General features: G+C 58.8%; 18 protein-coding genes and 1 tRNA gene. 18 read left to right on the forward strand and 1 reads right to left on the reverse strand.

The genetic code is table 11. The features are described 5' to 3' along the window. The first annotated feature begins 17 nt into the window (after positions 1 to 17). The 11 genes from fliE (at position 18) to VVD49_RS14590 (ending at position 14164) form a co-directional block, all read left to right on the forward strand. Positions 18 to 335 carry a flagellar hook-basal body complex protein FliE gene (fliE, locus tag VVD49_RS14540; protein WP_327599901.1) on the forward strand — a complete coding sequence of 106 codons (318 nt, stop codon included), beginning with the start codon at positions 18 to 20 and terminating at the stop codon, positions 333 to 335. Positions 336 to 533: 198 nt separating this feature from the next. Beyond that, complete coding sequence (gene pstS / locus VVD49_RS14545; RefSeq protein ID WP_327599902.1) at positions 534 to 1571, forward strand: phosphate ABC transporter substrate-binding protein PstS; 1038 nt, start codon at positions 534 to 536, stop codon at positions 1569 to 1571. A 74-nt stretch (positions 1572 to 1645) separates the two neighbouring features. Then, on the forward strand, positions 1646 to 2629 hold the full coding sequence (pstC, locus tag VVD49_RS14550; protein WP_327599903.1) for a phosphate ABC transporter permease PstC: 984 nt from the start codon (positions 1646 to 1648) through the stop codon (positions 2627 to 2629). Beyond that, positions 2629 to 3477 (forward strand): phosphate ABC transporter permease PstA, encoded by an 849-nt coding sequence (pstA, locus tag VVD49_RS14555; RefSeq protein WP_327599904.1) that lies wholly within the window; start codon positions 2629 to 2631, stop codon positions 3475 to 3477. Before pstC ends, pstA begins: the two co-directional genes overlap by 1 nt. 58 nt (positions 3478 to 3535) lie before the next feature. Beyond that, positions 3536 to 4300, forward strand: a complete 765-nt coding sequence (gene pstB, locus VVD49_RS14560; RefSeq protein WP_327599905.1) for a phosphate ABC transporter ATP-binding protein PstB — start codon at positions 3536 to 3538, stop codon at positions 4298 to 4300. Positions 4301 to 4567: 267 nt separating this feature from the next. Next, complete coding sequence (locus VVD49_RS14565) at positions 4568 to 5773, forward strand: acetylornithine/succinyldiaminopimelate transaminase (protein WP_327599906.1); 1206 nt, start codon at positions 4568 to 4570, stop codon at positions 5771 to 5773. A 152-nt stretch (positions 5774 to 5925) separates the two neighbouring features. After that, positions 5926 to 8529, forward strand: coding sequence for a response regulator (locus VVD49_RS14570; protein WP_327599907.1), 2604 nt, complete (start codon positions 5926 to 5928; stop codon positions 8527 to 8529). A 251-nt stretch (positions 8530 to 8780) separates the two neighbouring features. Further along, the gene (carA, locus tag VVD49_RS14575; RefSeq protein WP_327599908.1) at positions 8781 to 9926 is read left to right on the forward strand and encodes a glutamine-hydrolyzing carbamoyl-phosphate synthase small subunit; all 1146 of its coding nucleotides are present in this window, start codon (positions 8781 to 8783) and stop codon (positions 9924 to 9926) included. A 66-nt stretch (positions 9927 to 9992) separates the two neighbouring features. Beyond that, complete coding sequence (gene carB / locus VVD49_RS14580) at positions 9993 to 13202, forward strand: carbamoyl-phosphate synthase large subunit (protein WP_327599909.1); 3210 nt, start codon at positions 9993 to 9995, stop codon at positions 13200 to 13202. A 13-nt stretch (positions 13203 to 13215) separates the two neighbouring features. Further along, positions 13216 to 13692 carry a transcription elongation factor GreA gene (greA, locus tag VVD49_RS14585; RefSeq protein ID WP_327599910.1) on the forward strand — a complete coding sequence of 159 codons (477 nt, stop codon included), beginning with the start codon at positions 13216 to 13218 and terminating at the stop codon, positions 13690 to 13692. 16 nt (positions 13693 to 13708) lie between these two features. Further along, complete coding sequence (locus tag VVD49_RS14590) at positions 13709 to 14164, forward strand: DUF4149 domain-containing protein (RefSeq protein ID WP_327599911.1); 456 nt, start codon at positions 13709 to 13711, stop codon at positions 14162 to 14164. A 43-nt stretch (positions 14165 to 14207) separates the two neighbouring features. Here VVD49_RS14590 and VVD49_RS14595 read toward each other — a convergent pair whose 3' ends face one another. Continuing rightward, positions 14208 to 14654, reverse strand: a complete 447-nt coding sequence (locus VVD49_RS14595; RefSeq protein WP_327599912.1) for a YhbY family RNA-binding protein — start codon at positions 14652 to 14654, stop codon at positions 14208 to 14210. A 90-nt stretch (positions 14655 to 14744) separates the two neighbouring features. Between VVD49_RS14595 and VVD49_RS14600 the strand changes: the two genes are divergently transcribed. The 7 genes from VVD49_RS14600 to ndhC all read left to right on the forward strand — a co-directional run bounded on the left by VVD49_RS14600 (position 14745) and on the right by ndhC (position 20921). Further along, entirely contained in the window at positions 14745 to 15374 is a 630-nt protein-coding gene (locus VVD49_RS14600) for an RlmE family RNA methyltransferase (protein ID WP_327599913.1), read from the forward strand. A 150-nt stretch (positions 15375 to 15524) separates the two neighbouring features. Beyond that, the gene (ftsH, locus tag VVD49_RS14605; protein ID WP_327599914.1) at positions 15525 to 17423 is read left to right on the forward strand and encodes an ATP-dependent zinc metalloprotease FtsH; all 1899 of its coding nucleotides are present in this window, start codon (positions 15525 to 15527) and stop codon (positions 17421 to 17423) included. Between the two features lie 253 nt (positions 17424 to 17676). Further along, positions 17677 to 18462 carry a dihydropteroate synthase gene (gene folP / locus VVD49_RS14610; RefSeq protein WP_327599915.1) on the forward strand — a complete coding sequence of 262 codons (786 nt, stop codon included), beginning with the start codon at positions 17677 to 17679 and terminating at the stop codon, positions 18460 to 18462. Positions 18463 to 18489: 27 nt separating this feature from the next. Next, entirely contained in the window at positions 18490 to 19842 is a 1353-nt protein-coding gene (gene glmM, locus VVD49_RS14615) for a phosphoglucosamine mutase (RefSeq protein WP_327599916.1), read from the forward strand. Positions 19843 to 19938: 96 nt separating this feature from the next. Further along, entirely contained in the window at positions 19939 to 20286 is a 348-nt protein-coding gene (gene secG / locus VVD49_RS14620) for a preprotein translocase subunit SecG (protein ID WP_327599917.1), read from the forward strand. A 94-nt stretch (positions 20287 to 20380) separates the two neighbouring features. Then, a tRNA-Leu gene (locus tag VVD49_RS14625) sits at positions 20381 to 20465 on the forward strand. 81 nt (positions 20466 to 20546) lie between these two features. After that, positions 20547 to 20921: an NADH-quinone oxidoreductase subunit A gene (gene ndhC, locus VVD49_RS14630; protein ID WP_327599918.1), complete on the forward strand. Its 375-nt coding sequence runs from the start codon at positions 20547 to 20549 to the stop codon at positions 20919 to 20921. The last annotated feature ends 6 nt before the right edge of the window (positions 20922 to 20927 follow it).

Consider the following 20927-nt stretch of genomic DNA (forward strand, 5'->3'; position numbering starts at 1 on the left):
TTAACAGGTGGGCGACCATGGACACACGTGGCATTGAACAGATGATCGGGCAGTTGAAGGCATCCACAGAGCTGGCGGCCGGCAAGAGTTCGTCTGCGCAGCCAACTGCGGGTGCTGACTTCGCGCAAGCCCTGCAAGGTGCCCTGCAACAGGTCAGCCAGGCCCAGGAAAGTGCCCAGCAGATGTCGCAGGACTTCTCTGCCGGTGACTCCAATGTCAATCTGCAGGACGTCATGATCAACCTCCAGAAGGCCAATATCTCGTTCCAGCAGATGGTTCAAGTGCGTAACAAGCTGGTTACGGCTTATCAGGACATCATGAATATTTCGGTCTGACGCAAGTCGTCAGGCGTATCAGGAAAAACGGCGACCCAAGGGTCGCCGTTTTTCTTGTTCGCCGCTCAAATATCAGTGTTTGCTGGCGTTTGCTCGAACTCTGCCCTTTTGGCGAGACTGTCATGGAGCACTGAAATATCCCTGTAACACAATGGAAATAATCTGGCGCCGTTCTTACTCACCCAATGGGGAAACGCAATGCGCAAGACTCTGATTTCTGTTGTTGTCGCCACCGCCTTTGCCAGCTTGTCTCTGGCAGTAACCGCCGCTGAAGTGACCGGCGCTGGCGCTTCCTTCCCGGCTCCCATCTATGCGAAGTGGGCCGATGCTTACAACAAGGCGACCGGCAACAAGATCAACTACCAGTCCATCGGCTCCGGTGGTGGTATCAAGCAAATCCAGGCCAAGACGGTTGATTTCGGCGCTTCCGACATGCCATTGACGCCTGAGCAACTGACCAAGGATGGTCTGACCCAATTCCCGGCTGTTATCGGCGGCATCGTGCCCGTGGTCAATCTGGCTGGCGTGAAGCCCGGTGAGCTGAAGCTGACTGGCGCGCTGCTGGCAGACATCTTCCTGGGCAAGGTCACCAAGTGGAGTGACAAGGCCATCAAGGAACTGAATCCTTCACTGAACCTGCCTGACAGCGATATCGGTGTCGTGCGCCGCGCTGACGGTTCGGGTACTTCCTTCGTCTTCACCAACTACCTGTCCAAGGCTTCCGCAGAGTGGAAGACCAAGGTTGGTGAAAGCACCGCGCCACAATGGCCAGTCGGTCTGGGCGGCAAGGGTAACGAAGGCGTGTCGGCTTTCGTGCAGAAGCTACCGGGTTCGATCGGCTATGTTGAATACGCATACGCCAAGACCAACAAGCTGACCCATGCTCTGGTTCAGAACAAGGACAAGCAGTTCCCGCAACCTGATGACACCACCTTCAAGGCTGCCGCTGCCTACGCCAAGTGGGATGCGTCCTTCTACGAAATCCTGACCGATGAGCCGGGCAAGGAAAGCTGGCCTATCACCAGCGCGACTTTCATCCTGATGCACAAGTCGCAAGACAAGCCTGCTCAAGGTGCTGAAGTCCTGAAGTTCTTCGACTGGGCCTACAAGAACGGCAACAAGATGGCGGAAGAGCTGGAGTATGTGCCGCTGCCTGACGCAACGACCAAGCTGGTGCGTACGTCGTGGGACGGCGTGAAAGACGCTGCCGGCAAACCAGTCTTCTCAGCCAAGTAAAGTAGAATCCCATGACTGTTTCGCTGGGTTCTGGCGGGGCAAGCTCCGGAGCCATCCTGGCTTCGGAGGGTCCCATGATGGAGAGTGTGGTCGTGAATACGCAGGCAGAAGGCGTTATCAGACGTCGCAAGACGGATCTGGGTGATATTGCCTTCGCGTGGCTGACACGCTCGGTCGCCTTTCTGACGCTGATGACGCTTGCCGGCATCATCGTCGGGCTCACCATTGCTGCCTGGCCCAGCATCAGTCATTTCGGCTTCAGCTTCCTGACGACAACGGAGTGGAATCCGCCGATGGAGCGCTTCGGTGCGGTGGTGCCAATGTACGGCACCATCGTGACCTCCATCATCGCGCTGATCATCGCAGTGCCGGTCAGTTTCGGTATCGCGCTGTTCCTCACCGAGCTGTCGCCAGCCTGGCTGCGTCGTCCGCTGGGTACTGCCATCGAGTTGCTGGCGGCCATTCCCAGTATCGTTTACGGCATGTGGGGCTTGCTGGTCTTTGCACCCGTATTTGCCGAGTATGTGCAGCCGGTGCTGTCGGCCACGCTGGGCAAATTGCCGCTCATCGGTGCCTTGTTCAATGGCCCTGCGATGGGTATCGGTTTGCTGTCTGCCGGCATCATCCTCGCGATCATGATCATTCCATTCATCGCCGCTGTCATGCGCGATGTGTTTCTCGTCACCCCGCAGATGCTCAAGGAGTCGGCCTATGGTCTGGGCTGTACGACCTGGGAGGTGGTGTGGCGTGTGGTCTTGCCGCACTCCAAGGCTGGCGTCGTTGGCGGCGTGATGCTCGGCCTGGGTCGCGCGTTGGGCGAGACGATGGCGGTGACCTTCGTGATCGGCAACACCAATATGCTTAATTCAGCCTCGCTGTTCATGCCGGGCAACAGCATTACTTCGGCATTGGCCAACGAGTTTGCCGAGGCGGGCCCTGGCCTGCACACCGCTGCGTTGATGGAGCTGGGTCTGATCCTCTTCGTCATCACCCTGGTAGTGCTGATGATCTCGAAGCTGTTCCTTGCTCGCCTGTCGCGTAACGAAGGAACGAAATAATGGCTCTGACAATTCTGAAGCGGCGCAAGCTGGTCAACAAGGTTGCGCTGACGCTATCGCTCGGGGCAATGGCCTTTGGCCTGTTCTGGCTCGCATGGATTCTTTTTACCGTGCTGCAGCTCGGCATCAGCGGCTTGTCGCTGGATCTGTTCACCAAGATGACGCCGCCGCCGGGAACGGCTGAAGGCGGTCTGGCGAATGCGATCGTAGGCAGTCTCATGATGGTCGGCTTGGGTACGCTCGTTGGCTCGCCAATCGGCGTGCTGGTGGGTATCTACCTTGCCGAGTACGGCGTGAAGACCCCATTAGGGCGCATCACGCGCTACGTCAATGACCTTCTGCTGTCGGCGCCTTCCATCGTCATCGGGTTGTTTGTGTATGCCATGGTGGTTGCGCACATGGGGCGGTTCTCGGGTTGGGCTGGTGTGGTTGCGCTGGCCCTGATCGTAGTGCCGGTGGTGGTGCGTACGACCGAGAACATGCTCATGCTGGTGCCGAATTCCCTGCGTGAGGCTGCGTTCGCACTCGGCGCACCGAAGCGCACGATGATCATGATGATCGCCATGCGCGCTGCAAAATCGGGCGTTGCAACCGGCATTTTGCTGGCGGTCGCACGCATCGCTGGCGAGACCGCGCCGCTGCTCTTTACCGCGCTGTCGAACCAGTTCTGGAGCACCAGCTTGAATGATCCGCTGGCCAATCTGCCGGTCACGATTTTCCGCTTCGCCATGAGCCCATTTACCGAGTGGCAGAACCTTGCCTGGGCGGGTGTGCTGCTGATCACGCTGGGTGTGCTGGCCTTGAACATCGTGGCGCGTGTCTTCCTGCGCCAGGAAGCATCGCACTAAAGGCTCGGTACCGAGAGCCAGTACTGACGCTGAACGAATTTATTGCATTGGAATAGTGATGACCCAGCTTGTTTCGCAGATCGAATTCAAGAACTTCAATTTCTACTACGGCAAGTTCCATGCGTTGAAGAACATCAACCTGTCGCTGGCGCGCCGTCACGTCACGGCCTTCATCGGTCCATCGGGCTGCGGCAAGTCGACGCTGTTGCGCACGATCAACCGCATGTACGACCTGTACCCGGAGCAGCGTGCCGAAGGCGAACTGCTGCTGGAAGGCAACAACATCCTGCACTCGGACATCGACCTGAGCTCGCTGCGCGCCAAGGTCGGCATGGTGTTCCAGAAGCCGACACCGTTCCCGATGTCGATCTACGACAACATCGCTTTTGGTGTGAATCTGCACGAGAAGCTGTCGAAGGCCGAGATGGACGAGCGCGTTGAATGGGCGCTGCGCAAGGCTGCGCTGTGGGATGAAGTGAAGGACAAGCTGCACAAGAGCGGCATGGGTCTCTCTGGCGGTCAGCAGCAACGTCTGTGCATCGCGCGCGGCGTCGCGGTGAAGCCGGAAGTGCTGCTGCTCGACGAGCCGACCTCGGCGCTGGACCCGATCTCGACGATGCGCATCGAAGAGCTGATCGACGAGCTGAAGGAAGAATTCACCATCGTCATCGTCACGCACAACATGCAGCAGGCTGCGCGTATCTCCGACTTCACGGCCTACATGTATCTGGGCGAGCTGATCGAGTTTGGTGATACCGACAAGATCTTTGTGAAGCCGCAGCGCAAGGAAACCGAGGACTACATTACGGGCCGCTTCGGCTAAATTTGGCGGCGCTTGCCTACTGCGCGCCACAATCTCGAATCTGTCGCCGTGGTCTACTGAGTCGCTGTGCTCAAGCACAGCTCCGCTCCGCGATTCGACCTTGAGGCGCTCGCTACGGCAATCACCACCAAATTTCGGACTGCTTGAGTTTCGGAACAACCCCGCAAGGCCTTGTGCCCTGCGGGGTTTGTCTTTTGTGTGCTGGCTGCTTTTGGTGCTTCAGGTAGTAATATCCAGCTTTTCCCCTGTTTCCCGAAAGGAACATCCGTGAGTCTTGCTGTCCAACGCGCCGATTTCGATCGGTACATGGTGCCCGTGTTCAACCCGCTCGAGATGATTCTCGTCCGAGGTGAAGGCTCGCGCCTGTGGGATCAGCAGGGGCGCGATTACATTGACTTCGGTGCCGGTGTGGCGGTGACGTCGCTGGGGCACAACCATCCGGCGCTGGTGAAGGCCTTGCATGATCAGGCCGCCAAGGTGTGGCATGTCTCGAACTATTTCACCAATGAGCCGGCGTTGAGTCTTGCGAAGAAGCTGTGCGCAGCGACTTTTGCCGAGCAGGTGTTCTACTGCAATTCTGGCGCCGAGGCTAACGAGGCTGCGCTGAAGCTGGCTCGCAAGCGTGGCGTTGATATCAATCCCGAGAAGGTCGAGATCGTTGCGTTCAATGGCTCGTTCCACGGACGTACCTTCTTTACCGTTTCGGTAGGCGGTCAGCCGAAGTATTCCTCCGGCATGGGGCCGAATCCGGCCGGCATCATTCACGTTGATTTCAACGATATCGAAGCGGTCAAGCGCGTCATCGGTCCGAAGACCTGTGCCGTAATCGTCGAGCCTGTGATCGGCGAGGGCGGTATCGTTCCGGCGACACCGGAATTCCTGCAGGCGCTGCGTGACCTGACCACTGCCAACGATGCGGTGCTGATCTTTGACGAGATCCAGTCCGGCAATGGCCGCACGGGTGCGTTGTACGACTACATGAATACCTCGGTTGTGCCGGACATCCTGACCACGGCCAAAGGCTTGGGTGGCGGCTTCCCGATCGGCGTGATGTTGACGACTGCGGCTGTCGGCAACCACTTCAAGCCCGGCAGCCATGGCTCGACTTTCGGTGGCAATCCGCTCGCCTGTGCAGTGTCGGAGGCTGCGTTCGACATCATCAACGATCCCGCGGTGCTGGCCGGTGTGCGGACCAAGGCTGCGCGCGCGGCTGCTGCGCTGCGTGCGATGGGTGAGCGCTTGGGTTGCTTCAGCGAGATTCGCAGTTCGGGCCTCTGGTTCGGTTGCGAGCTGAGCGGAGCCCTGGCGGCAAGAGCCGGCGATCTGGTGGGCAAGGGGGCTGCGAACGGCGTGCTGATGTTGCAGGCGGGTCCGAACGTGCTGCGTATCGCGACCTCGCTGATCATCAGCGATGCCGAGCTGGATGAAGGCCTGCGTCGGCTGGAAAAGACCTGCATCGAGCTCTTGAGCTAGCCGGTTCAGTGAGGGCGGGGCCAGACTGGCCACTACTGGCGCTGGGCCCGTCCGCCCGTCAAGGGCGTTCAATGCTGCGCGCCGCTTTCCGTTAACCTGAGTGATCTGTCGCGAGAACGCGATCCAATGTCGGTGATTTCCGGACCCAGTGCATGACCAAGAGCATGACGAGAGACCTGAGTAGCATCCCTCCGACGTCGGGAAGCGTGGGTGGAGACGTCGCCGCTTTGCGTAACGCGCTGGAGCTGCTGGCTGGCAAAGCTGGCCGCGCCGAGTTTTTTGCTGATTTTGGCGACACGCTGGACGATCTGGCCTGGCGCCTCAAGGACATGCTGGAGCTCGAACTGCGCGAGAAGGAGCGCATCGTGCTGGCGCTCGACAGTGCGCACGATGGCTTGTGGGACTGGGATATCGCATCGAACGGTGGTTACCTGAGCCCGCAATGGAAAAAGGCGCTCGGCTATGGCGAGAGCGACCGCGGCTTGGGCCTGCAAGCCTGGGAGTCGCGCGTTCATCCCGACGACCTGCCGGGCGTGCAAAGCGTGTTATCGGTTCATCTGGCTGGACGCACTGAAGGCGTTGCCGTCGAGTACCGTTTGCGCCACGCGGATGGCAACTGGCAATGGGTGGGCAGCTACGGCCGTGTCGTCGAGCGTGATGCCAATGGCCGAGCGTTGCGCATGGTGGGCGTGCATCGCAATATCTCGGACCGCAAGATGTTCGAGCATGAACTCTTGCGTGCCAAGGAGGTTGCGGAATCGGCAAGTCGTGCCAAGGGCGACTTTCTCGCCAATATGAGCCACGAAATCCGCACGCCAATGAACGGCATCCTCGGCATGACGGAGCTGGCGCTCGACACGCAGCTGGATCCGGAGCAGCGTGGCTACCTGCAGACGGTGAAGTCCTCTGCCGAGTCGCTGCTGTCCATCATCAACGACATTCTTGATTTCTCGAAAATCGAGGCCGGCAAACTCGAACTGGAAACCATCGAATTTTCGCTGCCCGCCGTACTGGGCGATACCTTCAAGTCACTTGCATTGCGCGGCCACCAGAAAGGGCTGGAGCTGGTCTATGGCATTGCGCCGGGAACGCCACAGGTGCTGCGAGGCGACCCGAACCGACTGCGCCAGGTGTTGATGAACCTGCTTGGAAACGCGATCAAGTTTACCGAGAAGGGCGAAATCGAAGTCTCGGTCAAACAGATCAGTCGTACGGGGCGTCAGGCGCGCATCGAGTTCGCGGTGCGTGACACAGGCATTGGTATTGCCAAGGAGAAGCAGGAGGAGGTCTTCGGTGTCTTCTCCCAGGCGGACACCTCGACCACGCGCCGTTACGGCGGCACAGGTCTGGGGCTGGCGATCTGCCGCCGCCTGGTTGAATTGATGGGTGGACGCGTCTGGCTGGAAAGCGAAGAAGGGCGTGGCAGCGTTTTTCACTTCACGACAGAAGTGGACGTGGTGCGTGACGAGCTGGTCAGCGAGCGCATCGACAAGCGCTTCCAGGGTATGCGCGTCCTGTTGGTCGAAGACAGTGCCAGCACCGCACGTGAGCTGGGTGACACGCTGCGTCGTTGGGGTTTCCATGTTGCGCTGGCGGCGAATGGCGACGAGGCGAACATGACGATGCGGGTGGCGCAGAAGTCCGGCGAGGCTTTCGACCTGATGCTGGTCGACGCGCGGATGCCCGAGCCGGGTGGCTTCGAACTGCCCTCGCGCTTCCATACCGAAGGTGCACCTTGCGATCGCATCATCATGATGCTGACCACCGAGTCGCAACGTAACGATGCCGCGCGCTGTCGCCAGTTCGGCGTGCGCGCGCATGTCGTCAAACCCGTCTCTGCGGGTGATTTGCTCGATGCGATCCGTCTGGCACTGAGCACAACAGTGGATTCCGAAGTGAAGCTCGACGAGTTCCGGATTGATGAGTCGCTGGCCGAGGCCGGCAACGTGGTGCGGCGCCGTGAGGTGCTGCTGGTGGAAGACAACCCGGTCAATCAGACCGTGGCGACCAAGGTGCTGGAGCGCGCTGGTTTCAAGGTGACGGTAGCGGGCGATGGCCAGGAAGCGATCGAATGGTTCGAGAAGCAGCGCTTCGACATCATTCTCATGGACGTGCAGATGCCGGTGCTCGGCGGTCTCGATGCGACGAAGGCGATTCGCGCGCGTGAAGCCCGTCGCAGTTGGGCCATGTCCGGCCGTTGGGAGTCAGTGCCCATTATTGCCATGACGGCCCACGTCATGTCGGGCGACCGTGAGCGTTGTCTCGATGCCGGCATGGATGACTATGTGGCCAAGCCGATCCAGCCTTCCGAGCTGTTCGCGGCGATCGATCGGGTCTCGAACCGCTATGAGCGCACTGACACCGACGGGATTGCCAATGTCGTCGTGGAAAATGGCAATGCTTTCAGTGGCGACGGGACGCAGGTCGCCGATCTGGAACAGACGCGCAGCCTCCTCGAAGGTGATGAGTCGGCCGTGCAGGCCTTGATCAGCGTTTTCCTCAGCGACGTCGGCAATACCTGTGACAAGTTGCAGGCGGCGATCCAGAAGGGTGATGGCAAAGCGCTGGGTGCGGTCGCGCACTCTGTGAAGTCGTCGGTAGGCGTGTTCGGTGCGGTGCATGGTGCCGAGGCGGCGCTGAAAGTCGAAATGGCTGGCCGCCATGGCGATCCGGCTGCCGCTGTGGCTGCCGCACCGGCGTTGCTGGTGGAGCTCAATCGCCTGTCCGCCTATCTGCGCACTCAGTTGAAGCCCTGAAATCAGGATCTGATGGCGCCGTTCTGGCCCGTGGCCGGCACCAGATGCGTGCCTTGCCATTGCCGGAGGCCCTGTAAAAAGCTACAATCCCATAAATTCACTTAGCGGGATGGGCCCAGTGCTGCACTTGGGGACCGTCCCGTTTTTTACGTCACTGCTTTGCAGGGCCTTCGTCGCTTGAAGCCCTGATCAGGCAGCTCGATGTGCAAGTGACCCACGCATTCAGTACCCCAGACTTCAGGAGTTTTACCGTGGCCGACACCCTGCATGCCCTGCTCGCACTCGCCGATGGCACAGTGTTTTACGGACAAGGCCTTGGCGCAGTAGGCAAGACAGTCGGCGAAGTGGTGTTCAACACCTCCATCACCGGCTATCAGGAAATCCTCACCGACCCGTCCTACAGCCGCCAGATCGTTACGCTTACCCATCCGCATGTCGGCAACGTCGGTGTGAATACCGAAGACGCCGAATCGACGAAGATTTTTGCCGCCGGTCTGATCATTCGCGATCTGCCGATCCGCATCTCGAATTTCCGCTCACAGCAATCGCTTGACGACTACATGAAGTCGCAGAACGTTGTCGGTATTGCCGGTATCGACACGCGCAAGCTCACGCGCATCCTGCGTGAAAAGGGTGCGCAAGCCGGCTGTGTGGTGACTGCAGCCAGCCTTGCCGAACTCAACGCTGAAGCTGCCATCGCCGAAGCGCGTGGCTTCCCGGGTCTGGCCGGAATGGATCTGGCCAAGGTCGTGACGACGCAGAAGTCCTATCCATGGACCAGCGGGGAGTGGAAACTGGGCAAGGGCTATGTCGAACAGACTGCCGCCAAATACCACGTCGTGGCCTATGACTTCGGGGTCAAGCGCAACATCCTGCACATGCTCGCCGAGCGTGGTTGCAAGCTGACAGTCGTGCCGGCACAGACGACTGCTGAAGAAGTCTTCGCGCTCAATCCGGATGGCGTGTTCCTGTCCAACGGCCCAGGCGATCCCGAGCCTTGCGACTACGCCGTCGAAGCCTCGCGCAAGTTCCTCGAGCGCAAGCTGCCGACTTTCGGCATCTGTCTCGGTCACCAGATCATGGGTCTCGCTGCAGGCGCCAAGACACGCAAGATGAAGTTCGGCCATCACGGCGGCAATCATCCGGTGAAGGATCTGGATTCCGGTCGCGTGCTGATCACCAGCCAGAACCACGGTTTCGAAGTAGACGTGAATACGCTGCCGGCTAACGTGCGCAGCAGCCACGTCTCGTTGTTCGACGGCAGCCTGCAAGGTCTCGTCTGGACCGACCGCCCTGCACTGTGCTTCCAGGGTCACCCCGAGGCGAGCCCGGGGCCTGGCGACGTGGCCTATCTGTTCGACCGTTTTGTCGATCTGATGGCAACAGCAAAGAAATAAGCAGTAACGAAATCAAGGCCGCAGCCACGAGTTGCGTGCCCCACGAAATGCAATTCAGGTATTGATATGGCCAAGCGGACAGACATCCAATCCATCCTCATCATCGGCGCCGGCCCGATCATCATCGGTCAGGCCTGCGAGTTCGATTACTCCGGCGCGCAAGCCTGCAAGGCGCTGCGCGACGAGGGTTACAAGGTCATTCTGGTCAATAGCAATCCGGCCACGATCATGACCGACCCGAACATGGCCGATGTGACCTACATCGAGCCCATCACCTGGCAGGTGGTCGAGCGCATCATCGAGAAGGAGCGCCCTGACGCGGTGCTGCCGACCATGGGTGGTCAGACAGCCTTGAACTGCGCGCTGGATCTGTGGCGCAACGGTGTGCTCGACAAGTACAAGGTCGAGCTGATCGGCGCGACGCCGGAAGCCATCGACAAGGCCGAAGACCGCCTCAAGTTCAAGGATGCGATGACCAAGATCGGTCTCGAATCCGCACGTTCCGGCATCGCTCACAGTATGGAAGAGGCGCTGGCCGTGCAGGTCAAGATGGGCTTCCCGGCCATCATTCGCCCGTCCTTCACCATGGGCGGCAGCGGCGGTGGTATCGCTTACAACATCGAAGAGTTTGTCGAGATCTGTACGCGCGGCCTCGACCTTTCGCCGACCAATGAACTGCTGATCGAAGAGTCGCTGCTGGGCTGGAAAGAATTCGAGATGGAAGTCGTGCGCGACCGCGCCGACAACTGCATCATCATCTGTTCTATCGAAAATCTCGACCCGATGGGTGTGCACACCGGTGACTCCATCACCATCGCGCCGGCCCAGACGCTGACCGACAAGGAGTACCAGATCATGCGTAATGCATCGATCGCGGTGCTGCGCGAGATCGGTGTGGATACAGGCGGGTCCAACGTGCAGTTCGCGGTTAATCCCAAGGATGGCCGCCTGATCGTCATCGAGATGAATCCGCGTGTGTCGCGTTCATCTGCGCTGGCGTCGAAGGCGACCGGTTTCCCGATCGCCAAGGTTGCTGCCAAGCTGGCCGTGGGCTTCACGCTCGACGAACTCAAGAACGAGATCACGGGCGGCGTGACGCCGGCTTCGTTCGAGCCCTCGATCGACTACATCGTCACCAAGGTGCCGCGTTTCGCGTTCGAGAAATTCCCGACCGCCAACAATCGCTTGACGACGCAGATGAAGTCCGTGGGTGAGGTCATGGCGATCGGCCGTACCTTCCAGGAGTCCTTCCAGAAAGCCCTGCGTGGTCTGGAAGTCGGCGTCGATGGTCTCAACAAGAAGACTGACGATCGCGAAGAAATCGAGAAGGAACTCGGCGAACCGGGCCCTGAGCGTATCTGGTATGTCGGTGATGCCTTCGAGAGCGGCATGACGCTTGAAGAAGTGCATAACCTGACGAAGATCGATCCGTGGTTCCTTGCGCAGATCAAGGACATCGTCGATCACGAGATGGAGCTGGATGACCGCTCGCTGGGTTCGATCGATGCGGCCGAGTTGCGCCGCCTCAAGCGCAAGGGCTTCTCGGATCGCCGTCTCGCCAAGCTGCTGAAGACGGACGAATCGACGCTGCGTGCGCGTCGCCAGGCGCTGGGTGTGCGCCCGGTCTACAAGCGTGTGGATACCTGCGCAGCAGAGTTCGCGTCCAATACGGCTTACATGTACTCGACCTATGAGGAAGAGTGCGAAGCGCAGCCGACCGACAAGAAAAAGATCATGGTGCTGGGTGGTGGCCCGAACCGTATCGGTCAGGGTATCGAGTTCGACTATTGCTGCGTGCACGCAGCGCTTGCCCTGCGTGAGGATGGTTATGAAACCATCATGGTCAACTGCAACCCGGAAACTGTGTCGACCGACTACGACACTTCCGACCGCCTGTACTTCGAGCCGCTGACGCTGGAAGACGTGCTCGAGATCGTCGCCATCGAAAAGCCGGTCGGTGTGATCGTGCAGTTCGGGGGCCAGACGCCGCTCAAGCTGGCACGTGATCTCGAAGCCAACGGCGTGCCGATCATCGGCACTTCACCAGACATGATCGATGCAGCGGAAGACCGTGAGCGCTTCCAGAAGCTCATCAACGATCTGGGCCTCAAGCAGCCGCCGAATCGTACGGCGCGTACCGAGGCGGACGCGATTCGTCTGGCTGGTGAAATCGGTTATCCGCTGGTCGTGCGCCCGAGCTACGTGCTGGGTGGTCGTGCGATGGAGATCGTGCACGAGCAGAAGGATCTCGAGCGCTACATGCGTGACGCCATCAAGGTGTCCAACGATTCGCCGGTGTTGCTCGATCGCTTCCTCAACGACGCGACGGAAGTTGACGTCGATGCGCTGTCCGATGGCAAGCAGGTCATCATCGGCGGCATCATGCAACACATCGAACAGGCCGGCGTGCACTCGGGCGACTCCGCTTGCTCGCTGCCGCCGTACACGCTGTCGGCCGAAATGCAGGATGAGTTGCGTCGCCAGACCGAACAGATGGCCAAAGCACTCAACGTGGTCGGCCTCATGAACGTGCAGTTCGCCATTCAGGGCGAGACCGTCTATGTGCTGGAAGTGAATCCACGTGCTTCGCGTACGGTGCCGTTCGTATCCAAGGCCTGTTCCTTGCCGCTGGCCAAGATCGCTGCGCGCTGCATGGCTGGTCAATCGCTGGCGGAGCAGGGCATCAAGGGTGAAGTCGTACCACCGTACTACTCGGTGAAGGAAGCGGTCTTCCCATTCAACAAATTCCCGGGCGTGGATACGATCCTTGGCCCTGAAATGAAGTCGACCGGTGAAGTCATGGGCGTGGGCCGCACATTCGGCGAAGCCTTCGTGAAGAGCCAACTGGCCGCGGGCACGCGCTTGCCGGCTTCCGGCAAGGTCTTCATCAGCGTCAAGCCAACGGACCGCGAAAAGGCTGTCGAGGTCGCACGCGAGCTGGTGTCGCTGGGTTTCAGTCTGGTTGCGACTAAAGGCACCGCGACCCACCTGCAGTCGGCCGGCATCGAGGTGGCGCCAGTCAATAAGGTGATGGAAGGCCGCCCGCACATTGTCGACATGATCAAGAACAACGAGATCGTGCTTGTCATCAACACCGTTGAAGAGAAGCGTCAGGCGATTGTCGATTCCCGCTCGATCCGCACCAGCGCGCTTGCCGCCAAGGTGACGGTCTACACCACTATCGAAGGTGCGCGTGCCGCTTGCATGGGTATTCGTCACCTTGCTGTTCTCGAAACCTATTCGCTGCAGAGCCTGCATGCCGAACTGAACGGATAAGAAATAGATAGCCATGGCCAGTGTTCCACTTACCGTGAAGGGCGCAGAACTACTGCGTGCCGAATTGCATCAACTGAAGACCATCGAACGACCGCGTGTGATCGAAGCGATTGCTGAAGCACGTTCGCATGGAGATCTGTCGGAAAACGCCGAATATGATGCCGCCAAGGAGCGCCAGGGCTTCGTTGAAGGTCGCATCAAGGAAGTCGAAGGCAAGCTTTCGGTGGCCCAGATCATCGACCCGAAGCTGCTCGATGCGGATGGCCGTTGCGTGTTCGGCGCGACTGTCGATCTCGAGGATCTCGAGTCCGGCGACAAGGTGACCTACCAGATCGTTGGTGACGACGAAGCCAGCCTCAAGGACGGCAAGATTTCGATCTCTTCGCCGATTGCGCGTGCCTTGATCGGCAAGCATGCGGGTGACGTGGCCGATGTGCAGGCGCCCGGCGGCCTGCGTTCTTACGAAGTTCTCGACGTCAAATACATCTGACCGCGGCCCGTCAGTAATGAGCCGCGTCGCAGACTACCTTTTTGCTATCTCGGTCACGTTGTGGGTCGGTGTGCTTTGGGCACTCGGCCTCGTTGCAGCGCCGGTGTTGTTTCGTGAGCTGAGTGATCGTGCGCTGGCGGGTAATCTCGCGGGGGCGATGTTCGCCGTGATGGCTTGGGTCGGAATTGGCGCTGCGACCTATGCGCTGTTGTTTCTCTTTGCCCGTGAAGGCGCGCGCGCGCTGAAAACAGCGGCCTTCTGGTTGATTCTGGTGATGCTGCTGCTGACACTGGCGGGGCATTTCGGTGTCACGCCCATCCTCGCGCATCTGAAGGCAGAGGCGCTGCCACGCGAGGTCATGGAAAGTGTGTTGCGCGATCGTTTCATGGCTTGGCACGGCGTTTCGAGCGTGCTGTACCTGATTCAATGCGCACTGGGTGTTGCGCTGGTGACGCAACTGTTCAAGCGCTGAGTTTTAGCGCGGTGCAGCCGTGGGCTGCACCCTGGCAGGCGTTTCAGCGGGCGCTCTTCTTGGCGCGATCGCTTCCCAATGGGGCTTTGCGATGACGCTCCGATGTGCCGCGCAGGCCGGCACGCGGTGGTTTTGTCGTAGTCGGGCGGCCCGGGCGGGAAGGGGCTGCGGTCTTGCCAGCCTTCTTCACAGGGGCTGCGGCAGGCGCTGCCTTGACGGTGGTGTCCGGCTTGAAAACGACGAGCAGCTTGCCGATGTTTTGCACTGGTGCGCAATCAAGCCGCGAGCAGATTTCCAGAAGGTAGCCCATGCGCGTCTCGCGATCATCGCCATAGACGCGGATCTTGATCAGCTCATGCGCCTTGAGGGCGACTTCGATTTCCTTGAGCACGCTCGCGGTGAGTCCCTTGTCGGCGATGCTGACGACGGGATCGAGATGATGGGCGCGGGCACGCAGTTCGCGGCGTTGCGCGGCTTTGAGTTCAAACATTGACAGTGATTCCTGATAAAACGTGATTGTATCGCGTTAAAAATGAACAGGTCGCGTGAGTTTCTGCAGCGTGGCGAGCAGGGGAATGCAATGAAGCGCAGTAAAACCAGCAAAGGCTGGATGATGGAACACGTAAACGACCCTTGGGTGCAGAAGGCCAAGGCGGATGGTTTGCGTTCGCGCGCAGCCTACAAGTTACTGGAAATAAACGAGAAAGACCGACTTCTCAAGCCCGGTATGGTGGTCGTCGACCTTGGGGCAGCCCCCGGTTCGTGGTGCCAGGTGGCGGCACGGCGCGTACAGCCAGGTGGGCTGTTGCTTGCGCTAGATTTGCTCCCTATCGAGCCTTTGCCCGGTGTCACCTTTCTCCAAGGGGACTTTCGCGAGGACGATGTGCTTGCCGAGTTCGAGAAATTGCTGGATGGACGTCGGGTGGATCTTGTTTTGTCTGATATGGCCCCCAACATATCGGGAGTATCAACAAGTGACGACGGCCGGATGATGCACCTTGCGGAGCTTGCGCTTGATTTTTCCACCAATCATCTGCGTCCAGGTGGCAGCATGTTGATCAAGCTGTTTCAAGGTGCTGGCTATATGGAGTACCGACAGGCCATGCAGAAACAATTCGGCGTAGTGCATGCGCGTAAGCCCCAGGCTTCGCGAGATCGTAGTGCCGAAGTGTATTTGCTTGGGCTGGACCATCGGCCGCTATCCCGATGATTGCTCGGCGCAATTGATGCTTGGGAACGAACGGGCATAGAATGGGTCTGCCATACTTGGCAAGAGCATTATTCCAGTGCTCATTCGAAGCTTTTTGCAGCTGTAGTAACCATGACTTAGGCCTCCGTGAGGCGGCAGTGAGGAAATGACTTGAACAATATTTTCAAGAATCTTGCGATCTGGCTGGTGATTGGCGTCGTCTTGATGACCGTGATCAGCAAGATCAGTGGAAATCCCGCAGCGGGAGCGCGCGCGGTTTCCTATTCCGACTTCATCGAAAGCGTCCGTGCCGGTCGCCTCAAGAATGTCGTCATCCAGGACGGTAGTATGACGCCGGAGATTGTTGCCGAGACAGCTGATGGTTCGAAGATCCACACGACGGGTACGCGTCTGGACAACAAGCTGATTGATGATCTGGTGCGCAGTAACACCCAGTTCGACGTCAAGCCACGCGAGGAACAATCCTGGTTCCTGAGCGCCTTGCTTAACTGGTTCCCGATGCTGCTGCTGATCGGCGTGTGGATTTTCTTCATGCGCCAGATGCAAGGCGGTGGTCGTGGTGGTGCGTTCTCGTTCGGCAAGAGCAAGGCGCGCATGCTGGACGAGTCGTCGAACTCCATCACTTTTGCTGACGTTGCGGGTTGCGACGAGGCCAAGGAAGATGTTTCCGAGTTCGTCGACTTCCTGCGTGATCCTTCCAAGTTCCAGAAACTCGGTGGTCGCATCCCGAAGGGCGCACTGATGGTCGGTTCGCCGGGAACCGGCAAGACCTTGCTGGCCAAGGCGATTGCAGGCGAAGCCAAGGTACCGTTCTTCAGTATTTCCGGCTCCGATTTCGTTGAAATGTTTGTCGGTGTTGGTGCCGCGCGCGTTCGCGACATGTTTGAGAACGCCAAGAAGCACGCGCCGTGCATTATTTTTATCGATGAAATCGATGCGGTCGGCCGTCAGCGCGGTGCGGGCATGGGCGGTGGTAACGATGAACGCGAGCAGACCTTGAATCAGCTGCTCGTGGAAATGGACGGTTTCGAAGGTACGACAGGTGTCATCGTCATCGCCGCTTCCAATCGCCCTGACGTGCTCGATCCCGCGCTGATGCGTCCAGGTCGTTTCGATCGTCAGATCGTTGTGCCTCTGCCGGATATTCGTGGTCGCGAGCAGATCCTGCGCGTGCATATGCGCAAGGTGCCGATTGCGCCAGATGTTGATGCAATGGTGTTGGCGCGTGGTACGCCGGGCATGTCTGGCGCAGATCTCGCCAACCTGGTGAATGAGGCAGCCCTGTTTGCCGCACGCAGTAACAAGCGTCTGGTTGATATGGACGACTTCGAGAAGGCCAAAGACAAGATCTTCATGGGACCGGAGCGCCGCTCCATGGTGCTCACCGAAGACGAGCGCCGCGCGACTGCGTATCACGAGTCAGGGCACGCTGTTGTTGCCAAGATCCTGCCGGGTACGGATCCGGTCCACAAAGTCACCATCATGCCGCGTGGCCGCGCTCTGGGTCTGACCTGGCAGCTGCCTGAGCGTGATGCGATCAGCCTCTACAAGGATCAGATGCTGTCAACGATTTCGATCCTCTTTGGCGGCCGTATTGCCGAAGACCTCTTCGTGCATCGCATTTCGACAGGGGCATCGAACGACTTCGAACGTGCGACCCGCATGGCTCGTGACATGGTTACGCGCTACGGTATGTCGGACAAGATGGGGCCGATGGTGTACGGCGAAAACGAAGGCGAAGTCTTCCTCGGCCGTTCGGTCACGACTCACAAGAGCGTGTCGGAAACGACGATGCAGGAGGTCGATGGCGAAATCCGTCGCATCATTGATGAGCAATACGCTCTGGCTCAGAAGATTCTCGAGGACAATCGCGACAAGGTAGAGGCCATGACGGCCGCGTTGATGGAGTGGGAAACCATTGATGCAGACCAGATCAACGACATCATGGATGGTCGTCCTCCGCGCCCACCGAAGGCTGTTGTGACACCACCGTCTTCACGTCAGGACAATTCCCCGGGTGCGGCACCGAATGCCGCTGCACCCGCCTGATCAGTTGTCGCTATTTTGAACAATGGCTCCGGAATTTGTGACACCACCGTCTTCACGTCAGGACAATTCCCCGGGTGCGGCACCGAATGCCGCTGCACCCGCCTGATCAGTTGTCGCTATTTTGAACAATGGCTCCGGAATGTCGGAGCCATTTTCTTTTGTATCGGGATATGCCAGAGAGATGACAGGTACTGCGAATGACTCCGGATTCCGTTGCGGGCGTTTCCGGCTATCGCTAACGCGGCCGTTGATCATGGCGATCATCAATGTGACGCCAGATTCCTTTTCGGGTGACGGGCTCGTTGGCCGACGAGACATGGCGCTGCGCCAGGCGGAGCAAGCAATTGCAGACGGGGCCGATATTCTTGATATTGGTGGCGAGTCTTCACGGCCGGGGGCAGAGGCTGTGGGCCTGCAGGAAGAGCTCGATCGAGTCGTGCCGATTGTTGAGGCCTTTGCGAACGCCGGTGTTCCGCTCTCGGTTGATACAGTCAAGCCGCAGGTCATGCGCGCTGTAGCGAGTGCGGGTGCGGCCATCATCAATGACATCAATGGGCTGCGAGAGCCTGGGGCAATCGAGGCCGTTGCCGCTACCGACGTCGGGGTATGCCTGATGCACATGCAAGGTGAGCCGCGTACGATGCAGTCCGCGCCGCACTATAGGGACGTCGTAACCGAAGTAAGGGATTTCCTTTGCTTGCGTGCCGATGCCTTGAAGTCTGCGGGGGTTGCGACGGAGCGTATCCTGGTCGATCCAGGTTTCGGTTTTGGCAAGGCCCTGGTGCACAACCTGGCCTTGTTCGCAGATCTGTCGCGGCTGCGTGACTTGGGATATCCGCTGCTGATAGGTGTTTCGCGCAAGTCGATGCTGGGGCAGATTACTGGTCAGCCTGTTGCGCAACGCCTGGCGGCGAGTGTGGCGGCGGCCATGCTGGCGGTACAGCGCGGTGCCGCCATTGTGCGGGTACATGATGTTGCCGCGACGCGTGACGCGTTCGCAATCATGGCGGCCATCCAATCGCATCAACAGAATTCGTAATCAGTATTCAAGAACAGGGACTCAGGTATGGGACGCAAATATTTCGGAACAGATGGTGTGCGCGGTCGGGTTGGCGACGCACCGATCACGCCGGATTTTGTCATGCGTTTGGGATATGCCGCAGGCAAAACGCTTGTTGCGCGCGAGAAGTTGAAGGAAGGCGAGCACCCGGCGGTGCTGATTGGCAAAGACACGCGGATCTCAGGCTACATGCTGGAAGCGGCATTGGAGGCAGGTTTCAACGCCGCGGGTGTCGATGTGATGCTTGCTGGTCCGATCCCGACGCCTGCGGTGGCCTATCTGACGCGCGCGCTGCGCCTACAGGCGGGCGTGGTCATCTCTGCCTCGCACAATCCATATTTTGACAACGGTATCAAATTCTTCTCAGCCAACGGCACGAAGCTGCCGGATGCAGTCGAAACAGAGATCGAAGCTCACCTCGATGAGCCGATGGGATGTGCCGATTCGGCGCAGCTGGGAAGGGCGCGCCGTATTGACGATGCGGCGGGACGCTATATCGAATTCTGCAAGAGCACTTTTCCGAACGATCTGGATTTGCGCGGGCTAAAAATTGCGGTCGACTGCGCCAATGGAGCCGCCTACAAGATCGCTCCAAAGGTCTTTCACGAATTGGGGGCGGATGTAGTTGCGGTGGGTGTGGAACCGAGCGGCCGCAATATCAACGATGGTGTTGGCGCCACGGTGCCCAAAAATCTGAGTGCGGCGGTGCGTAGTAGTCACGCTGACATTGGCATCTCGCTGGATGGCGATGCTGACCGCCTGATGATGTGCGACAGCACGGGTGAAATCTACGACGGCGACAAGCTTTTGTATGTTATCGCCAAAGCGCAACACGCTCTGGGTCAGCTTGATGGAGTAGTCGGGACCTTGATGAGCAATCTGGGATTCGAACATGCAATCAAGCGACTCGGAGTGCCTTTCCATCGCGCCAAGGTGGGGGATCGTTACGTTCTGGAAATGATGGCGGAGACGGGGTGTAAGTTGGGTGGCGAGAACTCCGGTCACATCATCTGCCTGGATCGACATACAACTGGCGATGGCATTGTTTCGGCGTTGCAGGTTCTTGCCTCCTTGAGGCAGACCGGACAGAACCTCGCGCAAGCGTGCAGCGATCTGACTTTCTATCCGCAGCGTCTGATCAACGTACGTATGGCTGCTGGTTTTGATTGGGCTGCAAATGCCAGTATCCAGTCTGCGCATGACCTGGCGGTCAAAGAGTTGGGCGATACCGGTCGAGTGCTGTTGCGGCCCTCTGGAACCGAGCCCTTGTTGCGCGTGATGGTGGAGGGGAGCGAGGCCGAAAAGGTCGAGCGGTTGGCGCACACAATTGCTGATGCCGTATTGCAAGCGGTCGCGTGAAAGAATTCAGACAAATTTCCCCAGAATAGTGCGTGAATCCTTGACCGGGGCTGATGTCGTGGCTACAATTCTGCTTCTTTTTTCGGCCCGGAAATCATGGGAAGCTTCTGGTTCAATCTCATCCTCGTCGTGCACGTCATTGTTGGCCTTGCGGTCATCGTGTTCGTCTTGCTGCAGCATGGCAAGGGTGCTGATGTAGGTGCTTCCTTCGGTGGCGGCGCATCGGGCAGCCTGTTTGGTGCTTCCGGTTCTGCGAACTTCCTCAGTCGCACAACCTCGATTCTCGCAACCTTGTTTTTCGTGACCAGCTTGACGCTGACTTATCTGGCTAGCCATCGTACCGCGACGTCTTCTAGCGTCCTGGATACAATGACCGAGCAGTCGATTCCCGCGGCAGTAGCGCCTGCAGCTTCGGCGCCGCAGTCTAGTGAGATTCCGAAGTAAGTAGTTTCAAGTACTGTTGTAACGGCGCAATAGACGTATTTTGTTGCTTGGCAGCAAAATCGGCGCCGAGTATAATTCGCTCAGTTGTGAGCGTGCCGACGTGGTGAAATTGGTAGACACGCCATCTTGAGGGGGTGGTGGCGCAAGCTGTGTGAGTTCGAGTCTCACCGTCGGCACCATGAATTCAGAACGCCCGCGTATGCGGGCGTTTTTCCGACTTCGGTGGCATCACGCCGGGTCAAATCTGCTGCGGATAGAAAATGCTAGAAAACTACTTCCCGGTGTTGTTGTTCATCATCCTTGGAGTAGTCATTGCGGCAGTCCCCGTCATTCTCGGGTGGGTCATTGCGCCCCACAAACCCGATGCGCAAAAAAACTCTCCTTACGAGTGCGGCTTCGAAGCTTTCGAAGATGCGCGGATGAAATTTGACGTCCGCTACTATCTGCTTGCCATCCTCTTCATTTTGTTCGATCTCGAAGTGGCCTTCCTGCTGCCTTGGGCATCGATCCTCAAAGACATCGCCGCAACCCCGTCGTTGCGCGCATTCGGTTTTTTCGAAATGCTGATTTTTCTTGGCGTGCTCATCATTGGTTATGTGTACGTCTGGAGAAAGGGCGCGCTGGACTGGGAATAACCCCGC

Source organism: Uliginosibacterium silvisoli, assembly GCF_036017035.1.
Lineage (GTDB): Bacteria > Pseudomonadota > Gammaproteobacteria > Burkholderiales > Rhodocyclaceae > Viridibacterium > Viridibacterium silvisoli.